This is a genomic window from Catellatospora sichuanensis (genome assembly GCF_007483665.1).
Lineage (GTDB): Bacteria > Actinomycetota > Actinomycetes > Mycobacteriales > Micromonosporaceae > Catellatospora > Catellatospora sichuanensis.
The window spans coordinates 19,985-37,412 of the sequence record NZ_VIQO01000012.1 but is presented as its reverse complement, the minus strand read 5'-3'; the positions used below and the strand labels follow the sequence as shown (position 1 = coordinate 37,412).

The window sequence follows — 17,428 nt, the reverse complement described above, 5'->3', positions numbered from 1 at the left end:
TCAGCGCGGGGTTGCGACGGTGTTCACGGGCCGAGGGTCAGCGTCCAGGTGTCGATCCGGCCGACGTCTGCGGCGGCCACGTCCTGTACGCGCAACCGCCACGTGCCGTTGGCGGTCTCGCCGGACAGGTTGACCGTGAAGGTCTGGTGGATGTCGTCGGCGCTGCCGCCGGAGCGGTTGCTCAGCGAGTAGCTCGACCCGTCCGGTGCGACCAGGCTGACCACGAGGTCACCGCGGTACGGGTGGACGATGTGCACCTCCGCCGTCGACGACGCCGAGGCCGTCCCCGGGCAGCCGCTGAAGGTGATCGTGCTGTCCACCGCGGCCCCCGCGTCCGGGATCGCCACATCAGCCGCGTTGGTCGCCTTGCAGCCACCGGCCCCGTTGACCGTGAGCGAGTAGACCGTGGTGCGGGTGGCGCCGGTGCCCGTTCCGGTGACGGTGATCGGGTACGTGCCAGGCGTGACCGACGTGGTGGTGCTCAGGGTCAGCGCGGAGCTGCCGCCCGCCGTCACGGTCGACGGGTTGAACGACGCGGTCACCCCCGTCGGCAGTCCAGACGCCGACAACGCCACGCTCTGCCCGGAGCCACTGGTCACCGCCGTGGCGACCGTCGCGCTGACCGTGCCGCCCGGGTTGGTCGCACCCGCTGCCGGCGATACCGAGATCGTGTAGTCGTTGCCGCTGGACAGGCCTGTCTGCGCGATCGTGAGGGTGCTGGCGACCGGGTTGAGCCGCAGCACGGCACCGGCCGGCGGGCGCAGCGTGTAGTCGTAGTCGGTGGAGATCACCACGAGGCCGATCCGGTGGCCGGCCGCGAACACGTAGTCCTTGGGCTGCATGGCGAAATTCAGCGTGTACTCCGTGCCCTGCACGACCTTCTCGCTGGTGGCGCGACTGTTGCGGTTCTGCGGGTCGATCCAGCCGCGGGTGACGATCACGGGCGTGGTGCTGGTGCCCGTGCCGCCGTAGTCGACCAGCAGCGCGGTCACGTTGGCGTCGTTGCGGTTGGTGACGGCGAGCCGGAGCGAGACCCTGGGCGAGCCGGTCAGCGTGACCGGGGAGGCCAGATTGCCGGTCCGGTATACCAGCCGGTTGCCGTTCGCGCTGTCCGGGTTCGCGACCAGTGTCGTGGCCGTGCTGGTCCGCCCGTTGTCGGTGAACGGCTGCGCCGCGGTGCCGGTGGGCGTGCCGAGGCTCAGCCCGCCGGGTGCGGTGGCGGAGGTCGCGTCGAGCTTGAACACCGCCTCGGCGGCGCCGGGGTTGGGCCAGTCTGCGTACTGGCGCCAGGTGCCGTCTTTGAACTGCACCTCGGCCCGGGGCCCGGTGAGGATGCCGTTGTCGATCCCCTTGAGGAAGTATTCGAACCAGCGCTCGACCGTGGCCCTGTAGTCCGTGCGCGAAGTCGTACCGTGGCCGCCGTTGTGCAGCCAGATCTTGCGCGGCACGTTGTTGGCCCGCAGCGCGTCCCACCACTGCGCGTAGTGCTGGCCCTTGACGTTCCAGTCGGACTGGCCGTGGATGACGAACACGCCTGCGGTGACCCGGTTGGCCTTGCCGACGTAGTCCCGGTCGGCCCAGAACTGCTTCCAGTCTCCGGTGACCCGGTCCTGGTCGGTCTCGATCTGGTTGATCCGGCTCGTGCAGCCGGTCCGGTCGACCACGGCGCGGGCCAGTACGTCGGCGTCCTCGCCCTGGTATCCACCGGGGGCCACGACGAGCCCGTTGGCCCGGTAGTAGTCGTACCAGCTGGAGATCGCCGAGATCGGCACGATCGCCTTGAGCCCGGCGACGCCGGTGGCGGCGGCCATGTTCGGCAGCGTGCCGTTGTACGAGATACCGATCATGCCGACGTTGCCGGTGCTCCAGGATGCCGTCACCTGGGCACCCGATGCGCTGAAGCCGCGGGCGCGACCGTTGAGCCAGTCCACGACCGCGGTGGTGGCCAGCGTCTCCTGCATGTCTCCGCTGGTCGGGCAGCCTTCCGAGTCGCCGGTGCCGAGGCTGTGGCCGAGCACGACCGCGTATCCCTTGGGCACGAAGTAGTCGTCGTACCAGTCAGGCAGGTCCGGCACCGGCCGGGCGACGTTGACGCCCGGCCCGGCCGTGGACGGTGCGCCCGCGGTCAGTGGGAACAGGCTCTCCTGCGGCAGGGCGCTGACGTTCACGCCGTGGTTGGCGGCGTTGACCAGGCCGTTGCGGTACGGACTCTGCTCGAACACGACGGGGACCGGTCCGCCTGCCGACGGCCGGGCGATGTCTATGGCGATCCGGTCGAGCCGTCCGTCGCCGTTGGAGTCCACACTGGACTCGACGTAGACCCGCTCCTCGATCTGGGCGAGCGCGGCTTGAGGCGGGGCCGCCGCGCTCGCACCGGCGGTCGGCACCGGCAGGGTGGCGGTGAGCAGCGCAAGAGTGAGCGTTACGCGGTGGGGGAACCGCATGTGGCTTCCTTCCAGGGGTGTCGGATAGTCGCCGAACGTCGGTATAGCGCGATGATCGTCGATATTCGCAGATCGACGATGGCGATTCAAGCGTTGCTCGACCGCCGGTTGCCGCGACCACGCGACAAAGGGGCGGTGGCCGGTGGTTTCGCCGATGCGCGGTACATCCACCAGGTCGAATACTCGGCTGATGACGGTGCGGATCTACGACATCATGGCCTGCGACGTGTACTGGGATTTCGAAGACAGCGTGGGGCTGCCCAAGGAGCAGCACAAGTTCCTGGTCTCCTTCTTCCCGTCCGATACGCCGGTGCCGGACCAGATCGACAGCATCGTGGCTCGCGGGCCGGGTGGCTACGGGGTCGCGTTCACGAACCAGATGTTCACCAACGTCAACCGCGACGGGTGGATCTACGACCCGTCGCTGGACTACCACTGGTACATGCTCAACGTCCCGGCCGGGTTCCTGGCCGAGGGCACGTACACGATCGAGGTGACGACCAAGGACGGTGACGTGCTGACCCGCTCGCGCGAGCAGCGCAGCGCGCCGTCGCGCGCGATCGTCGACAGCTACCTCGCCAACCGCGACCGGATGGCGTACACCCTGACCAGCTGGTCGACCCTGGCTGAGTTCGGCGGCCCGGACGCCTACTACGTGTACCGGCTGGCCAGGGCCGCATCGTTAAGCGAGTTCGACACGCAGAAGCTGCTGTGGTGGGACAACATCTACATCCGGCGTGCCCGCGGCATCGAGCCCCTGGCGGGCCTGAACAAGGGGTTCGTCGACCTGCCGGTCGAGCTGGCCCCGGGTGAGACCTACGGGGTGTTCGTCGAGATCACCGACGGCAACGCCCAGGGCGAGGCCAACATCTGCGTCTTCCAACCGCACCGGTTCCTGGCCGCCTGACCGGCCGTCGCACGGCGGTCTGCCAGGAGTGGAACCGCCGCACCAGTTCACCGATCACCACCGCTCAGGTGGCATCGGTCGGCGTCTTCGGTGAGCTGCTCGGCGCCGGGGCCGGCATGTGGCGGCGTTCGCGTACGCGCAGTGCCGGCCGGGGTGTCACCGCGGTGGCGTGATGCTGCGGGTTGTAGGGGGCGCAGCCGCTGTCGCTGGTCTTCGCGTCGTGCATGGCCAGGTCGGCATGGTGCATCAGCAGCTGCAGGTCTCCGGTCAGGCTGCGCTCGGCGACGCCGATGGACATGCGCAGTTCGATCAGCTCGCCGTCGGGCAGCCGCAGCGGGTGTGCGCTGACGAGGTGCCGTACGTGCCAGGCGTGGGCCAGGGCGTCGGTCAGCAGCGCATGCCAGGCGAACACGAACTCGTCGCCGTGGACGCGGGCGGCGAACATGTCCGGCAGGTGCGTGCGCAGCACGAGCGCGATGTGCTGCAGCGCCCGGTCGCCGACCTCGTGGCCGTGGGTGTCGTTGAGGGCTTTGAACTGGTCGAGGTCGGCGAAGCCGAGGCTCAGCGGCCGGTGGTCTGCGTACCGGCGGCCCAGTTCGTCCAGCGCACCCGCCCGGTTGGGCAGGCCGGTGAGCGCGTCGACGTGCACCGCGTGCCACAGCCGGGCGAGCAGCCGCCGTCGCAGGCGTGAGCCGGTGAGCCGGCAGATGATCAGCGCGGTTCCCGCGGCCAGCGTCACGAGCGTCAGTGTGGTCAGGATGTTCGACATCGAGGAGTGCGCCTCCTTCTCGGCGGCGTCGGCAGCGGCGGGTCGGCGCGCCGCGGCGTTCGGGCCGGTCGGTGGTGGTGGCGGCGAGGGGCCGCCCAGGGTGCCACGTACGTACAACGGTCGATGCCTGCGGTGCGTGGCGGCTGTGGACGGCCGGATCTGGGCACGTCGCCAGGGTCATGCCCGAACTGCTCATCGCGGGCCGGACAGAGTGCCTCGTCGTACGCGGCCGGCCCGACGGCAGGATCATCCGTCGGACCTGGCGATCAAAGCGTGGAGCGACAAGACCCGCGAACCTCTGGGCCTGTCCATCGCAGCTTGAGCGTGACGGACATCCTCGCTCATTGGCGGTCCGTCGCACCCGAGGGTTCCGGCGCCGGCACTGCAGCGGGGGGTTCGCTCGACGAGGCCGTCACCTACGGCCACGACACCGGCACGATTCACGTGTTCGGCGGCGCGGTGACGGGGGCGCTCGCCATGGTCGTCAGAGTCGTGCGCAACCGTGACGGAAGTGGCCCGCGATGCGATACGGCCAAGTTATGATCATCTGAGTGTTTCCCGAGGTGGTGGCCGGTGCCTATCCGATTGCGGGTCGGCTGGGCGGATGGCGAGGCGGGTGTTGACCATGCCGCTGATGGTCTACACGCTGGTATGGCTCGCCGGCTCGGTGGCGGTGTTCAGGGTGCCGGACCGGCCGGCCGACATCATCTGGGCCTTGCTCGGATTGATCAGTGTTGTGGCGATCGTGGTCGGGGTGCGGCGCAACCGTCCGGCGCGGACCTGGCCTTGGCTGCTGATCGCCGCCGGGGTGTTCCTGTCGATCGCAGGGGAGGCCGTATACGACCTGCTCACCTATGCGGGCGGGGTCGGCGGACCGTACCCGTCGGTGGCGGATGTCTTCTATCTCGGGATGTACCCGCCGCTGGTCGCCGGGATGCTCGGGCTCTCGCGCAGCGCGGCCCGAACGCGCGTGCCGTTGCTGCCGGTGGACGCCATGGTCATCATCGGTGGGCTGGGTCTGCTCTCGTGGGTCTTCCTGATCTCCCCGCACCTGTTCGACCCGGGCCTGTCCCTGCTCCAGCGTGTGCTGATCGTGGCCTATCCGGTCGGGGATCTGCTGGTGCTGGCGATCGTGGCACGGTTGGTCATCGTGCACGGGTTCAGCCCCGTGGTGGTGTTGCTGTGTATCGGCGCGGTCGGGCTGCTCGTCGCGGACACCGCGTACGGGACGGAGCAGCTGCATGGCCACGGCCAGGCGAGCTGGCCGGCCAGGGTCGCCTGGCTGGTGTGTTACGGCGGCTGGGCCACCGCTGCGCTGCACCCCTCGATGGCAGCTCTCACCCGACCGGCCCGGGTGGTGTCCGCCGAGGTGTGCATCGGCCGGCAGACGTCGCTGCTGGCGGCCTGCCTGCTGCCGCAGGCCCTGCTGGTGTTCGAGGCGGCACGCGGCCGTGTGCCGCATACGGCGGCCATCGTCGTCGCCGCCGGCATCACCGCGCTGCTGTTCGCGATACGGCTGTCCGGGCTCCTCGCCGACCACCGCCGCCATACCGACCGCACCGAGATCGTGCGGGCCGCGAGCGTACGACTGGCCTCGGCCCGCGACGTGCCGGCGGTGCGCGCCGCACTGCAAGACGCGGTCGAGCGCCTGGCGGCCGGCAACACCCCGCACACCGTCCAGGTGATCATCAACGATGGCGGCCACCACGACGTGCTCACCCCGCGTCACCCACCCGGCGAGCCGATCGTGGCGAGCGGCGCGCTGCAGACGGACATCGGCCCGCCGGCCGGGCCCGCCACGCCCGCGCTGCTATGCCCGCTGCGCCTGGACGAGAGCGGGCACGCCGACGCCGACCTGGGCAAGCTGATCCTGCGATCATCCAGACGGCAGCTCGAAGTGCTCCAGGCGCCCATGCAGACCCTGGCCGCGGCCGCAGCTCAGGCGCTGGAACGCCTCACCCTCACCGCGGAGATAACCCGACGTGACAGCGAACAGTACTTCCGAGCGCTGGTACAGAACGCCGCGGATGTGATCCTCATAGTCGAGCCCGCGAGCTGGCGGGTGCGGTACGCCAGCCCGTCCGCCGCCTGCCTGTTCGGGCCGGTGACGCCGCTCGACCGGCCCCTGCTCGACCTGGTCGCGCCGGAGAGCCGGGACACCGCCCGGGATCAGCTCAGCAGCGCCACCGTCGACACCCCGCAGCCGTCGGACTGGGTCATGGCCGGCGACGGCGCGCGCATACAGGCCGAGGCGGTATGTCAGGACCTGAGCTCGGAACCGGCGGTCGCCGGCATCGTGGTCACCCTGCGCGACGTCACCGAGCAGCGGCGGCTGCAACGCAGGCTGACCTACCTGGCCTACCACGACTCACTGACCGGCCTGGCCAACAGGGTTGCGTTCCGGTCCCGGTTGCAGCAGGCGACCGAGCAGGCCCGCCGTTCGGGCCTGCCCGCCGGGGTGCTGTTCCTCGACCTCGACGACTTCAAAATCGTCAACGACACGCTGGGACACGAAACAGGCGACCGCCTCCTGCGCGACGTGGCGAAACGCCTGTCGGCCACACTGCGTCCGCACGACACCGCCGCCCGGCTCGGCGGCGACGAGTTCGCCGTCCTCATCCAGGGCGCACCCGACATCAGCAGCATCGAAGCAGCCGCACAGCACCTCGTCGCCGCGCTCGACCGACCGTTCACGCTCGACGGCCGGCCGCTGCCGGGCCGGGCCAGCATCGGCGTGTCCTGCACCGCCGACGCCACCAACGCCACGGAACTGCTACGCCAGGCGGACCTGGCACTGTACGCCGCCAAAGCCGAGGGCAAGGGCCGCTGGCGCCGCTACGACGCAAGCCTCGGAGCGCACGCCGTGCAGCGCATGCGGTTGCGCTCCGAACTGGAGCGGGCCGCAACCGACGGGCAACTGTTCCTGGAGTACCAGCCCATCGTCCGGCTCGCCGACGCCGTCACCGTCGGGTTCGAGGCACTGGTGCGGTGGAACCATCCCACCCGGGGACGGCTCGGACCTGCGGAGTTCATCGACATCGCCGAGGAGTCCGACACCATCCTCGCGATCGGCACCTGGGTGCTACGGCAGGCCGTCGACACCGCCGCCACGTGGCACACGAACACCCGGACAGCACCCTACGTCAGCGTCAACGTGTCCGTCCGACAGTTCCACGCCGAAGGCTTCGCCGACGCCGTACAGCAGGCGCTCGCGGACGCGGCACTGCCCGCGGACCGGCTGATGCTCGAGATCACCGAGAGCCTGCTGCTCGCCGACGACGAACAGGTCTGGCATGACCTCGGCCAACTGCGACGGACCGGAGTGCGCATGGCCATCGACGACTTCGGCACCGGCTACTCGGCGTTGAACTACCTACGCCACATGCCACTGGACGTCCTCAAACTCGACCGCGTGTTCATTTCCACCATCACCACGTCCAGCCAGCAGGCCGACTTCGTCGCCGGCATCATCAAACTGGCCGAGACCATGCACCTGGAGGTCGTCGCCGAAGGCATCGAACAGCCCCGGGAACGCGACCTGCTGCGTGCCGCCGGCTGCCGCTACGGCCAGGGCTACCTGTATTCCAAACCACTCACCGCCGAACACGCCAGAAGATGGCAGACCCGATGAACCCGACTCCGGACGTCGCGTGCTGGAGGTTACGTCCGGTCGGCCGTTGCAGCGGGGCAAGGGCGCTTCATCGCACACGCTTCGTCCGACGTCTGGCGAAGTTGACTGATCCGCCACAATGTCAGCCATGGACTGGTCATCCGTCGGACCCGCCGTGTTTTCGCTGATCGGCGTTGTTGTCGGCTCGGTGGGCTCCTTCTTGGCGCAGTCCTTCGTCGCAAAGGTGAGCCGAGAGCAGGCAGAGGCGAACCGGCGGGCTGCCCATCGAGCCGAGCGTCGCGAGGCGGTGCACGCCTTCATCGGTGCTGCGCAGGCCGTTGAGTCGCTCGCGCAACGGCTCCACGTCGGGCAGGTCCGTGACGACACGGAGGCGTACGGACTGTTGCAGCAGATGTGGCTCGCGCAGCGACTATTGGAGCTCGTATGCGGCGAAGCCGTACGGAACTCCGCGCTGGCGTTCACCATCAGGATCAGGGCGGCGGTCTGGGATCTACCGCCCTCGGGAAAAAGCCATGTCCTGTGGGAGTTCCTGACGCCTGAGCGCTCGGCCTTCATGGCTGCGGCCCGGTCTGAACTGGCGCTCTCGTAGGGTCCCGAACGAGACATCGCGCAGGCGGTGAACCTGGGAGCACCGAAAGATCCTGCCGTATTGACACAGGCGTCGAACGGGTGCCGGGCACCTTTCGCCGGCACGGCCTTGGGCGGCACGGTCTGCAGGCCGAGAAAATCCGCCTCCCGCAGGGCACCGGATCCGCCAGCGTACGCCGGCGGATCCGGGCGGCCCGTCGATCAGTCCTGAAGCGGCGGGCCTTTCAGACGGTCGTCGAGGTAAAGCATGTCCCCAGTTGGCGAACTGTTGCACCATTTACGGCCGCGCCGGTAAGCGTGCGCGACAGGTGCCGGAACGTCCGGGGTCACCGATGCTGTGCTAAAGGCACCCAGCGCGGATCACTTGAAACGGACGAACTGGGAGAACTGGCTGTTGGCCGTACCCACCGACACGGTGCGGTGGCTGTAGGCCGACCCGCCGTTGTAGTTGTACTCGTCGACCTCGAACGTGCCGTTGGAGTTCACCCTGGTCACGAACGCGACGTGGCCCCAGGTGCCGCCGAGCCGGACCGCCACGTCACCGGCCTTCGGGCTGCCGTACACCGGGATGCCGGCGCTGCGGGCGGCGTTGGCCCAGTTGTTCGCATTGCCCCAGTGGACGCCGTCGTAGTAGTTGTGGAAGTCGACACCCAGGCGGCTTCGCACCGCCCATGCCGCGAAGCTCGTGCACTGGCCCTTGTAGAAGTTCCACGGGTCGACCCCGGTCGTCTGCCCACGGTAAGGGTAGTCGTCCTTGGCGGGGTAGCTGCCGCCGCCACCGGCCGAGACAGGCTGGTGCGAGGCGTTGTTGTTCTTCAGCGAGGCGTTCAGGTTGACCTTCGCGCCGGACGCGACGTCCTGTGACGTGCCACCGAAGTCGCTGTTGTAGTAAACGCGGATCGTGCTGCCGGTGCGGTTCCATACGGACGCCGCGTTGTTCTTGACGCACTGGCCCTGGCCGTTGCCGGCACTCTTGAACTCGTAGCACGTCGGCTGGGTGGCCCCGTAGTCGGCCTGCGACGAGACGTGGTCGGAGATCGACCCGGCGAAGTCGCTGTTGTAGTAGTAGCAGAACTCACCGCTGTCGCAGATGCCGTCGCGTGACGCCGCCTGGGCCGGTGTCGCAGCGATGCCGACACCGGACACCACGATGGCGATGGACACGCCAACAGCGCGTAGCGCGCGTCCGACTCTCCCTGACATGGTTTGCCTCCCCGGGGATGGAGCTGATGTGCACGGTGAGGCGAATCTACGAAGACGACTTACAGGCCGTGTACATTCCCGCTACAGCTGCGGGCGGCGCGCGACAGGGCGATCCAGGCCGGTTCGTCGAGTACGGCAGCGCAACGGCATCAAAATCACGACCTGTATCGCGGGTGACGAGCATGGGTACTCGGTCACGCGTCCTGGGGGTCAAGGGGTCGTCGAGGCCGTGGATGGTCAGCACGCTGATCGCGAGGTTGCGCAGGTCGGCCATCACGCGGGGTGCTCCGCGGGTGTAGGCCCGGTCGGCGTAGTCGGCGAAGGTCGCATCCGCGCGACACGCACGTAAAGCCGGCTACAGAGCCAGGGCCGCCACCGCGCCGCTGAGCATGAGCAGCCCCGTCGACAGGCACACCCGTCTGGCGCCGACCACCTGACCGGGCCCGCCCTCGCGTTCGGCGCGGTGAGTGAGGAGCACCGCCGAGAGCGAGATCGCTGCACCCATCATCGCGTACAGCGGGGTTCCGTAGAGCCAGGTGTACGGCGCGAAGTGCACCACGAGGATGGTGACCATCACGAGCGGAACGAGGGTGTGGCGACCCGAGATGACGAAGAAGATCACGACTGGCAGTCCCAGCAACTGTCCCGTTGCGATGGTCACCGACAACGAGTCGAATACGGCGAGGTCGGGTCGCGGCGGCCCAGGGATGAGCGCAGTCAGCGCGAGTGCCCCTGGCAACGCGACCGCTCCCTGAAACAGGGTGATGTAGGCGGCGGTGCGTGGGCTCGCCCGCAACCACGCCAACGCGCACAGCATCCATGTGGTCCCATACGCGGCAAGAAACGCCCAGCCGTGTCTGTTGGCGAGAGCAAGCGCCTGGATGTACTCCTCGACTCCCATGTCAAAGCATCCTTCTCGCGCAGAGCCATTTCCTCAGGGTCGAGGCCACTGTCGTGTCACGGAATGGATCTTGTAAAGATGGCCTTCTTGCTGGGAAGGTCGGTGTTCTCACGCTTCAGCCACCCAGAGAAGACCACTGATGTCAGTGTCGCATGGCTCGGCCACGACCGGGATCACCGGCTGCCCGTGTCCCGAAGGGCCGACCTCGTTGATGCGGGTCCTCACCCAGGTCAGCGATCCGAGATCGCTGCGGGGCATCCGCCACCGGCTGGTGGCGATTCGCGCTAATGCGGTGGTGACGGTGTTGTGCGGCGCAACGAATGTCCGCGTGCGGCAGGCGGTCAAGTGCGCTGGGCTGGAAGCGCCTCGTGAGCGTCGCTCAAGTAGCCAGGTAGTGCAGACGCCGGACAGGGCGCCCACCGCATGAAGGCTCGGGCCGTAGCGGCGAGCGCACCACACATCCGGATCCGCCGAGGTCAGTGCATCCGGGTGAGGGATGCGCCGCGTTAGTGCCCGTTGAAGAACCAGGTCAGGCAGGCGAGCCCTAAGGGCGCGGGAATCTGAATCGGTCTCGGTGTGTCAAGCGGACACGAGGTAGTGCCTTCGGGCTAATCGTGCTGGTAACCAGCGGCGCCGTGTAGGACCGCGACGCCGCCCGCGCGCTGCTGTGGGCGCTGCGCACCTGCTTCAACGGCGTACTCAGGGTCTGGGCCGACGCCGGATATGCAGGCCAACTCGTCGACTGGGCCACCAATACCCTCGGCCTGGCCGTGGAGATCGTGCGCAAGCTGGCCGACCAAGTCGGGTTCCAGGTCCTGCACCGCAGATGGGTGGTCGAGCGGACGCTGTCGTGGATCACCCGCTGCCGGCGCACCGTCCGCGACTACGAACGCCACCCGGAACACCACGCTGCGATGGTCCAGTGGGCCATGGTCATCGTCATGACCCGACGCCTGGCCCGCTACCAACGCGCCGGCCGCCTCCGGTCCGTCACCAGTCCCGCCTGACCTGCTCTTCAACGGCACTCAGCCATCGTGCAAGACCGTAGGGCCCTACATACCGAACTCGCCGTCGGCTACGGAGGTGTCTCGTCGGCTTCGACTCCTGCTATCACGGCCAGGTCCCCAGCAGGTAGATCCAGCGCCCGGGCCAATTCCGCGACGATAACCGGGTGGGGACTGTGCGCGCCGTGGCGGAGCGCAGCGATGGTGGCCATGGCGCGTTCGGTTGCGTAGGCCAGGTCTTGGACAGACATATCCCGGTTGTCCATGAAGCCGCGGAGCAGAGCTGCGAAAGGGTGGGGCTCCGGCTTGCCCGCTTCGGCTACCGCCGATCCGAGTACGACGTCCCCGATCTTGGCTTGAAAGCGCAGCAGCCGGTCGCCTTCGAAGCGCACCCGGCCGACGAACGCCGCCGTAGTGCCGTCGGCACCGAGCACCCCAGGCACCGAGACCTCCGTGAACCTGTTGCGCTGCCTGTCGCGCTCACTGGGAAACTCGTGCGGATAGGCGGGTTCGACATGGATGATGCGCCAGGTCGGGTTCCACCAGGGCAGTTCACGCAGCAGGCCGTCGAAGAACGGCGGCAGGGCCGTGAGATCGACCTGAGGCTGAGGTTGCGTGTGCTTGTATCGCGGCCAGTGATTCAAGGCGAGTAAGACCGCAGGCTCAAGCGTACGGCCGACGACGTCCACGGTCGGATGCTACGACAGACCCGACCGGGTCCGCGCACCGGGCGGCTCGGTTCTTCGACAGGCACTTAGGAAGCTCGGATAACTCGTTGCTCGCTTGTTGGAGGCAGCCGTCCGGCACGCACTCGCCGCGGCGGGTATGGGTCCGGCGCGCAGCAGCGGGTGGCGGGCGATAAATGGCTTGTACAGGCCCCAGGATGAGGGTTTAACTGCTCGCCATGTCGTCCCCCTCACCGATCTTCGTTGCCGGCACCGGTCGTTCGGGAACATCACGGATCGCCAACATCATCGGTGAACATCCGCTGATACATCGGATTCCCATGGAGACCAAGTTCCTCATCGACCCGGGTGGCCTACGGGACCTGACCGACGCGCTCACCGATCGATACGACCCCGACGTCGGTGAGGACGCCCTGCACCGGCTGAGCGACTTCCTCACCGTGCGAATGCCCGGCCGGCGCGATGATCGCGGCAAAACCGTTCCCGAGCTGGTCGGCGAGCAGCGCTACCGGGACGCGGTGCAACAGCTCTGGCCGCAGCTGATCGCAGGCACCTTCGACGAACCTGCGCCCGCGGAAGGCTTCGGGAACGCCGACCGACCCGCCGGGCCGTTCGTACCGCTGAGCCGCCGGCGGGTAGTTCCCAGGTATTTCAGCGACCGGGGCGAACTGCTCGCCATCCTGCGCGGCCTGATCGACACCTTGTTCGGCGGAGCAGCCGCCGACGCGGGCAAGCCGACCTGGTGCGAGAAGACACCGTTCAACCTGCTGAGCATGGAGTTCCTCTGGGAACTGGTCCCCGAAGCGACCATCGTGCACATCAAGCGTCATCCGGTCTCAGTGCTCGCATCCCACCTGGCCCAGCCATGGGCACCACCCACCGTCGACGGCGCGCTCGCCTACCTCAAGCCGGTCTACCACCGATGGCTCACCTGGAGGAACACGGTCGACCTGACGGGCAGGCGATACATCGAGGTGAAAGCAGAAGATCTCGCAGCCGACTGGCCCGGGCAGCGCCGCGCCCTGTTCGAACGGCTCGGCGTCGACGATTTCGCCACACCTTCGTCGTTTCAGTCGCACAAGCTGACTCACCGCAACGACCAATTCGACGACGCAACCCGCAAGTTGATCGAAGAAGCACTTGGCAAGGTCATCCCGGCCATGGGATATGAGTGACGGCTCTGGCTCTCCGCCAGGGAAGGGGACATGGCAGGCAAGAAAGCCAACGGCGAAGGCGCCAAGTGACTCGACCCTTCCGGCGTTCCGGCGGCAGCATGGCCGCCGGGGCGTGGATTGTCGTCACCGGCGGGTCGGTGCAGGGTCGGGCGTCGCATGGGTCGTGCCTATCTGGCCCCACGGGTCGCGACACACGTAGGACAGGTTCGCGTGTATCGGGGTGCCGTCGTTGTCATGCAGCACCGGTGCCCGGCAGTGCAGGTACGGCGACACTCGTGGCCAGGTAGAACGGTCGACGGCGGCGGTCACCATCGGACCCCTTCGTCGTCGGCTGCCAGGACCGTGCCCTGCTGCGCAGCGACGTGCTCGAAAAGGTCTCGGGAGCACCACGGGCCCAAGTGAACGCCCTTGCGGGGCCGTCGCCGCTGCGGCCTCGGCCTCCGGGCGCACGAGGTGGCGTGTCGTCGATTGTCACACGGACGGGTCCCAGGCGATGAGCTGGTGGAAGATGCGACGGTCGCCGTCCAGCTCCAGCTTCGGCGATTCCGGCGGTATGCGGCCGTAAAAGAACAGGACCAGGTCACTGGCCGTGCCCCGGGCGGAGGCGTCGGCCGTGTCCGGGTCCTCGCTGGCAGTCGGCGCGCCGAGACGGGCGGCCCATGCGCCGTCGCCGGACAGCCGAAGACGCCAAGAGCGGCCCTCGGTGGCGTAGTAATCGACGACGGCGGGTTCGTGCGGCCAGGCGACATCCGTCGAGCAGAGGGTGAACTGGCAATCGTCGAAACCGTCGAGGGCGACCTCGTCTGGTAGCGGCTCCGGGGTCCCCACGGTGAGCTGGACATCATAGGTGTGCACCGCGATCTCGGGAACTTGGCGCCGAGCCCATGCACCGGACGTTTGCGGTGACTGCGAGTCACCCCACCACGTCCAACAACCGCGGTCCGGGCCGGCCTCGCGCAGCGTGCTCGTCAGCTGCTCGACGGACTCGGTCCACCAGGCCAAAAGAGCCTCGCGTTCCCGCGGCGCGCCCGTGCCGGTCTCCCAAGCAGACTTCTCTGGGGGAGCGTCAGCCGGCCCTGCAGCGATGATGGCGGCTGTTTTGCGGCGGCCCATACCGGCGTGTTGCACGAGGTCGAACAGCGTCCGCTCGGGATGGTTCGGCACCTGCAGGTCGAGGGTGGGCGCCGCGGCGACCGCGGCGCGGAAGGCGGTCGACCGTTCGTCAATCAGCCGCAGATGATCAGAGAACGTGAGAAGTTTGTGCACCCCGGCTTTCTATCAATGTGCTCCGACAACTGGACAGCGATTTTCACAGCCGATGCGGCGGGTGCCTCCGCACTGATACGTGCCGTTGGATGGCGCGCGGGCGCCTTCCTCAGCGCCCGTTAGATAGCGAGGTCAGCCGGTGCGGGGTTTGGTCTTGAGTCGGCGTGCGCGGTGGTAGCGGGCGGGCCGGTCGTCGGGTCATGACGATGACCATGGCCCACTGGACCATCGCGGCGTGGCGCTCGTAGTCGCGGACAGTACTGCGGCAGCGGGTGATCCAATGCGTCGAACACCGGGCCGCCAGCCGTAGGATCAGCAGGTGACGGAGACCCACGGCGAGCACACGCCAGCACCCCGCATGCCATCCGAGTCCGCGTTCGAGGTGGACTGGGACAGCTATGACTCGGTGTTGTTCGATTGGGACGGCACGCTCGTGGACTCGCAGCCGTTGAACTACGTCGTCCTTGCCGAGGTGCTGCGGCAGTGGTGCCAGGTCGAGATCACCTGGCAGTGGTACACCGCCGCTCGCGGCACCCGTACTCCCGAACGACTGCGCCAGTGGGAACGCGAACACGGCCGCACCCTGTCCGTGCCGGTCGAGGACATCTTCGCCGAGACCCGGACCCGTCTGGCCGCCCGCGCAGGGCAGGTGCGGGTCTTCGAACCCGTGCGCGCGGTCGCCGTGCAAGCCCGCGCGCGTGGACTGCGGTGCGCGGTGGCGACCGGAGCCGAGCGCGACGTTGTGCTCGCCGGCCTGCACGGCACCGGCCTGTATGAGCTGTTCGACACGGTGGTCAGCTTCGACGACGTCGGCATCGGCAAGCCCGACCCGGCGATCTTTTTGGCCGCGGCGGCCAGACTCGAGGCGGCGCCTGCGCGGTGCCTGGTGTTCGAAGACTCGGCCATCGGCGTCCGTGCGGCGCAAGCCGCGGGTATGGACGTCGTGGACGTTCGCCCATCCCTGTCCTACGCCCATCCGGCTGGACCTGGGATCAACCTCGACGGGCACCGCGGCCTACCGGCCGACAGCTGATGACCGCCGAGGTGTCGCCGGCCCCGGCCCACCTCGCCGGACTCACCCGGGTCCGTGCCGCGGCCGGTGCGCTGGTTTCGCGACGGGTCCGGTCGGGTGCTGGTGGTGCGCCCGGCGTATGAGGACACCGCGGAGATTCCGGCGGTGCGCTGGAGCCCGGCGAGTCCCCGCGGCGGGCGTGCCAGCGGAGAGTGCCGAGGAGCTCGGCGCCGTGCTATCCGTCGGTGACCTGCTGTGCGTCGACTGGACCCAGCCACGGTCGCCTTGGGACGGCAGCCTGATGTTCGTCTTCGACGGCGGGATCCTGACCGCAGATGACACCGACCGCTTCCAGCTGGCACCGGATGGCGAGATGGCCGGCTGGGTTCTCGTGCCCGTGGGGGAGCTGGCCGGCTCGTGGCGCCGCGTCCGGCGCGGCGGCTGCTGGCCCGCATCGCCCACCGCGGCGGCGGAGCGTTGTATTGCGAGGACGGCCACCCACAGCCGCTGCCGGGCCGTGACGTCAATGTGGCTGACCATGCCGAATCGGCAAGGACCCCGCCGGGCGCCAGCAGCGGAGACGCATCATTTGGACCCGTAGCCAGCGCGGTAGCCTGGTCCACCGTGGCCGAACACTTACCCACCCTCGCCGTCATCAGCGGTCCGCCCGGCACCGGGAAGACAACCCTCGCCCACGAACTCGCCCGGGCCCTGGGCTGTCCCGCGGTCTGCCGGGACGAGATCAAGGAGGGCATGGCCCACGCGATCCCCGGCTATCGGCCCCGCCCCGGCGACGAGGTCAGCCGACGCGTGCTGGCGACGTTCTTCGCCGCGCTGCGGATGCTGCTGGAGTCCGGTACTACCGTCGTGGCCGAGGCCGCGTTCCAGGACCGGCTGTGGCGCCCAGGGCTGGAGCCCCTCACCGCTCTGGCGCGGATGCGGGTCATCCGGTGCACGGTCTCGGCGTCGATCGCCGAAGGCAGGATCGTCGAACGGGCCGCCGCCGGTACGCACAGGGCCGCACACGATGACGACGACCTGCTGCGCCGCCTGCGGGATGGCTCGGCATCCCTGGACGCGTTCAACGGGATCTCCCTGGGAGTGCCGACGCTCGTCGTGGACACGACCCGTGGGTACTCCCCGCAGATCCGGGACATCCTCGCCTTCGTCAACGGCCCAGCGGGCCCGTGAGTCCACGCCGGCCAGCCCTTCACTACCTGACACGCTCCAGCCGCGGAACCGCGACCGCGGCGTTCGCGCCGCCCTCGCGAAAGCCACCGACCAAGACGTGGGTAATTTCCCGGACCGCGACGCGAGGCTGAACCGGATCGAGGAAATTCTGGACCGCTTCCCGCAGCGGGTCTTCGCCTTCGACGAGTTCGGGCCGTTCGGGATCCGACCCACCGCCGGCGAACTGGGCCGCGCAGGGACACCCACGACGGCTGCCGGCCGCCCACCACCCCACCCACGGTGTCCGCTGCGTCCACGGCTGCCACTCGGTCGGCGAGAGGACACGCTGTGGGTCATCAACCGCTGCAGAAAGGGCACCACGAACACCCTCGCGGCGCTGAAGTCGATCTGCGCCGCACGCCCCGACGGTGGCGTGACCTACGTAATCCTGGACAACCTGTCCGCTGCACAAGGGCGCACAGATCCGGCGCTTGGCCCGCAAGCACCAGGTTGAGCTGTGCCTCACCCCGACCTACGCATCCTGGGCCAACCCGATCGAGCGCACTTCGTCCCGCTGCGGTAGTTCACCATCGCAGGGGCATCCGCTCGGGCGGACGCCCCTCCAGCCTGCAGCGTGACCGCATCTCCCAGCACACGGCTCCTCGTGAAAGG

The 17,428-nt window shown here is 68.5% G+C and carries 13 protein-coding genes and 2 pseudogenes; 9 read left to right on the top strand and 6 right to left on the bottom strand.

The genetic code is table 11. The features are described 5' to 3' along the window. Nucleotides 1–23 precede the first annotated feature (23 nt). A complete protein-coding gene (locus tag FLL47_RS23445; protein ID WP_186315866.1) occupies nucleotides 24–2,444 on the bottom strand; it encodes a Xaa-Pro dipeptidyl-peptidase in 2,421 nt (806 codons plus the stop codon). 190 nt (nucleotides 2,445–2,634) lie between these two features. On the opposite strand from FLL47_RS23445, the gene FLL47_RS23440 reads away from it, so the two are divergent. Continuing rightward, the gene (locus FLL47_RS23440; protein ID WP_144122728.1) at nucleotides 2,635–3,351 is read left to right on the top strand and encodes a hypothetical protein; all 717 of its coding nucleotides are present in this window, start codon (nucleotides 2,635–2,637) and stop codon (nucleotides 3,349–3,351) included. 64 nt (nucleotides 3,352–3,415) lie between these two features. Here FLL47_RS23440 and FLL47_RS23435 read toward each other — a convergent pair whose 3' ends face one another. Further along, nucleotides 3,416–4,237, bottom strand: coding sequence for a GGDEF domain-containing protein (locus tag FLL47_RS23435; protein ID WP_144122727.1), 822 nt, complete (start codon nucleotides 4,235–4,237; stop codon nucleotides 3,416–3,418). A gap of 201 nt (nucleotides 4,238–4,438) precedes the next feature. Between FLL47_RS23435 and FLL47_RS23430 the strand changes: the two genes are divergently transcribed. From FLL47_RS23430 to FLL47_RS23420, 3 genes are all read left to right on the top strand, one after another. Then, entirely contained in the window at nucleotides 4,439–4,663 is a 225-nt protein-coding gene (locus tag FLL47_RS23430) for a hypothetical protein (RefSeq protein ID WP_144122726.1), read from the top strand. A 61-nt stretch (nucleotides 4,664–4,724) separates the two neighbouring features. Continuing rightward, nucleotides 4,725–7,751 (top strand): putative bifunctional diguanylate cyclase/phosphodiesterase, encoded by a 3,027-nt coding sequence (locus FLL47_RS23425; RefSeq protein WP_144122725.1) that lies wholly within the window; start codon nucleotides 4,725–4,727, stop codon nucleotides 7,749–7,751. A gap of 127 nt (nucleotides 7,752–7,878) precedes the next feature. Next, on the top strand, nucleotides 7,879–8,340 hold the full coding sequence (locus tag FLL47_RS23420) for a hypothetical protein (RefSeq protein WP_144122724.1): 462 nt from the start codon (nucleotides 7,879–7,881) through the stop codon (nucleotides 8,338–8,340). Nucleotides 8,341–8,699: 359 nt separating this feature from the next. Here FLL47_RS23420 and FLL47_RS43085 read toward each other — a convergent pair whose 3' ends face one another. Both FLL47_RS43085 and FLL47_RS23410 read right to left on the bottom strand, forming a co-directional pair. Continuing rightward, the gene (locus FLL47_RS43085; RefSeq protein ID WP_246158493.1) at nucleotides 8,700–9,503 is read right to left on the bottom strand and encodes a CHAP domain-containing protein; all 804 of its coding nucleotides are present in this window, start codon (nucleotides 9,501–9,503) and stop codon (nucleotides 8,700–8,702) included. Between the two features lie 394 nt (nucleotides 9,504–9,897). Further along, nucleotides 9,898–10,443: a DUF7010 family protein gene (locus FLL47_RS23410; RefSeq protein WP_144122723.1), complete on the bottom strand. Its 546-nt coding sequence runs from the start codon at nucleotides 10,441–10,443 to the stop codon at nucleotides 9,898–9,900. Nucleotides 10,444–11,102: 659 nt separating this feature from the next. On the opposite strand from FLL47_RS23410, the pseudogene FLL47_RS23405 reads away from it, so the two are divergent. Then, nucleotides 11,103–11,450: pseudogene (locus FLL47_RS23405) on the top strand (transposase); the annotation flags it as partial. A 68-nt stretch (nucleotides 11,451–11,518) separates the two neighbouring features. Here the strand turns inward: FLL47_RS23405 and FLL47_RS23400 are convergent. Next, the gene (locus FLL47_RS23400) at nucleotides 11,519–12,136 is read right to left on the bottom strand and encodes a helix-turn-helix domain-containing protein (RefSeq protein ID WP_144122721.1); all 618 of its coding nucleotides are present in this window, start codon (nucleotides 12,134–12,136) and stop codon (nucleotides 11,519–11,521) included. A 215-nt stretch (nucleotides 12,137–12,351) separates the two neighbouring features. Between FLL47_RS23400 and FLL47_RS23395 the strand changes: the two genes are divergently transcribed. Further along, nucleotides 12,352–13,308 carry a sulfotransferase family protein gene (locus tag FLL47_RS23395; protein WP_144122720.1) on the top strand — a complete coding sequence of 319 codons (957 nt, stop codon included), beginning with the start codon at nucleotides 12,352–12,354 and terminating at the stop codon, nucleotides 13,306–13,308. Nucleotides 13,309–13,779: 471 nt separating this feature from the next. Here the strand turns inward: FLL47_RS23395 and FLL47_RS23385 are convergent, their stop codons facing one another. Further along, entirely contained in the window at nucleotides 13,780–14,574 is a 795-nt protein-coding gene (locus FLL47_RS23385; protein ID WP_144122718.1) for a maleylpyruvate isomerase N-terminal domain-containing protein, read from the bottom strand. Nucleotides 14,575–14,893: 319 nt separating this feature from the next. On the opposite strand from FLL47_RS23385, the gene FLL47_RS23380 reads away from it, so the two are divergent. The 3 genes and pseudogenes from FLL47_RS23380 to FLL47_RS23370 all read left to right on the top strand — a co-directional run. Continuing rightward, the gene (locus tag FLL47_RS23380) at nucleotides 14,894–15,607 is read left to right on the top strand and encodes an HAD family hydrolase (RefSeq protein WP_144122717.1); all 714 of its coding nucleotides are present in this window, start codon (nucleotides 14,894–14,896) and stop codon (nucleotides 15,605–15,607) included. A gap of 603 nt (nucleotides 15,608–16,210) precedes the next feature. Then, the gene (locus FLL47_RS23375; RefSeq protein ID WP_144122716.1) at nucleotides 16,211–16,777 is read left to right on the top strand and encodes a P-loop nucleotide/nucleoside kinase family protein; all 567 of its coding nucleotides are present in this window, start codon (nucleotides 16,211–16,213) and stop codon (nucleotides 16,775–16,777) included. A gap of 109 nt (nucleotides 16,778–16,886) precedes the next feature. Further along, nucleotides 16,887–17,316, top strand: a pseudogene (locus FLL47_RS23370) (transposase); the annotation flags it as partial. Between the last annotated feature and the right edge of the window lie 112 nt (nucleotides 17,317–17,428).

What these genes read in the sequence shown, in the direction of transcription:
- FLL47_RS23445 (WP_186315866.1), bottom strand. Translation starts at nt 2,444, where the DNA reads ATGCGGTTCCCCCACCGCGTAACGCTCACTCTTGCGCTGCTCACCGCC.
- FLL47_RS23440 (WP_144122728.1), top strand. Translation starts at nt 2,635, where the DNA reads ATGACGGTGCGGATCTACGACATCATGGCCTGCGACGTGTACTGGGAT.
- FLL47_RS23420 (WP_144122724.1), top strand. Translation starts at nt 7,879, where the DNA reads ATGGACTGGTCATCCGTCGGACCCGCCGTGTTTTCGCTGATCGGCGTT.
- FLL47_RS23410 (WP_144122723.1), bottom strand. Translation starts at nt 10,443, where the DNA reads ATGGGAGTCGAGGAGTACATCCAGGCGCTTGCTCTCGCCAACAGACAC.
- FLL47_RS23425 (WP_144122725.1), top strand. Translation starts at nt 4,725, where the DNA reads ATGGCGAGGCGGGTGTTGACCATGCCGCTGATGGTCTACACGCTGGTA.
- FLL47_RS23395 (WP_144122720.1), top strand. Translation starts at nt 12,352, where the DNA reads ATGTCGTCCCCCTCACCGATCTTCGTTGCCGGCACCGGTCGTTCGGGA.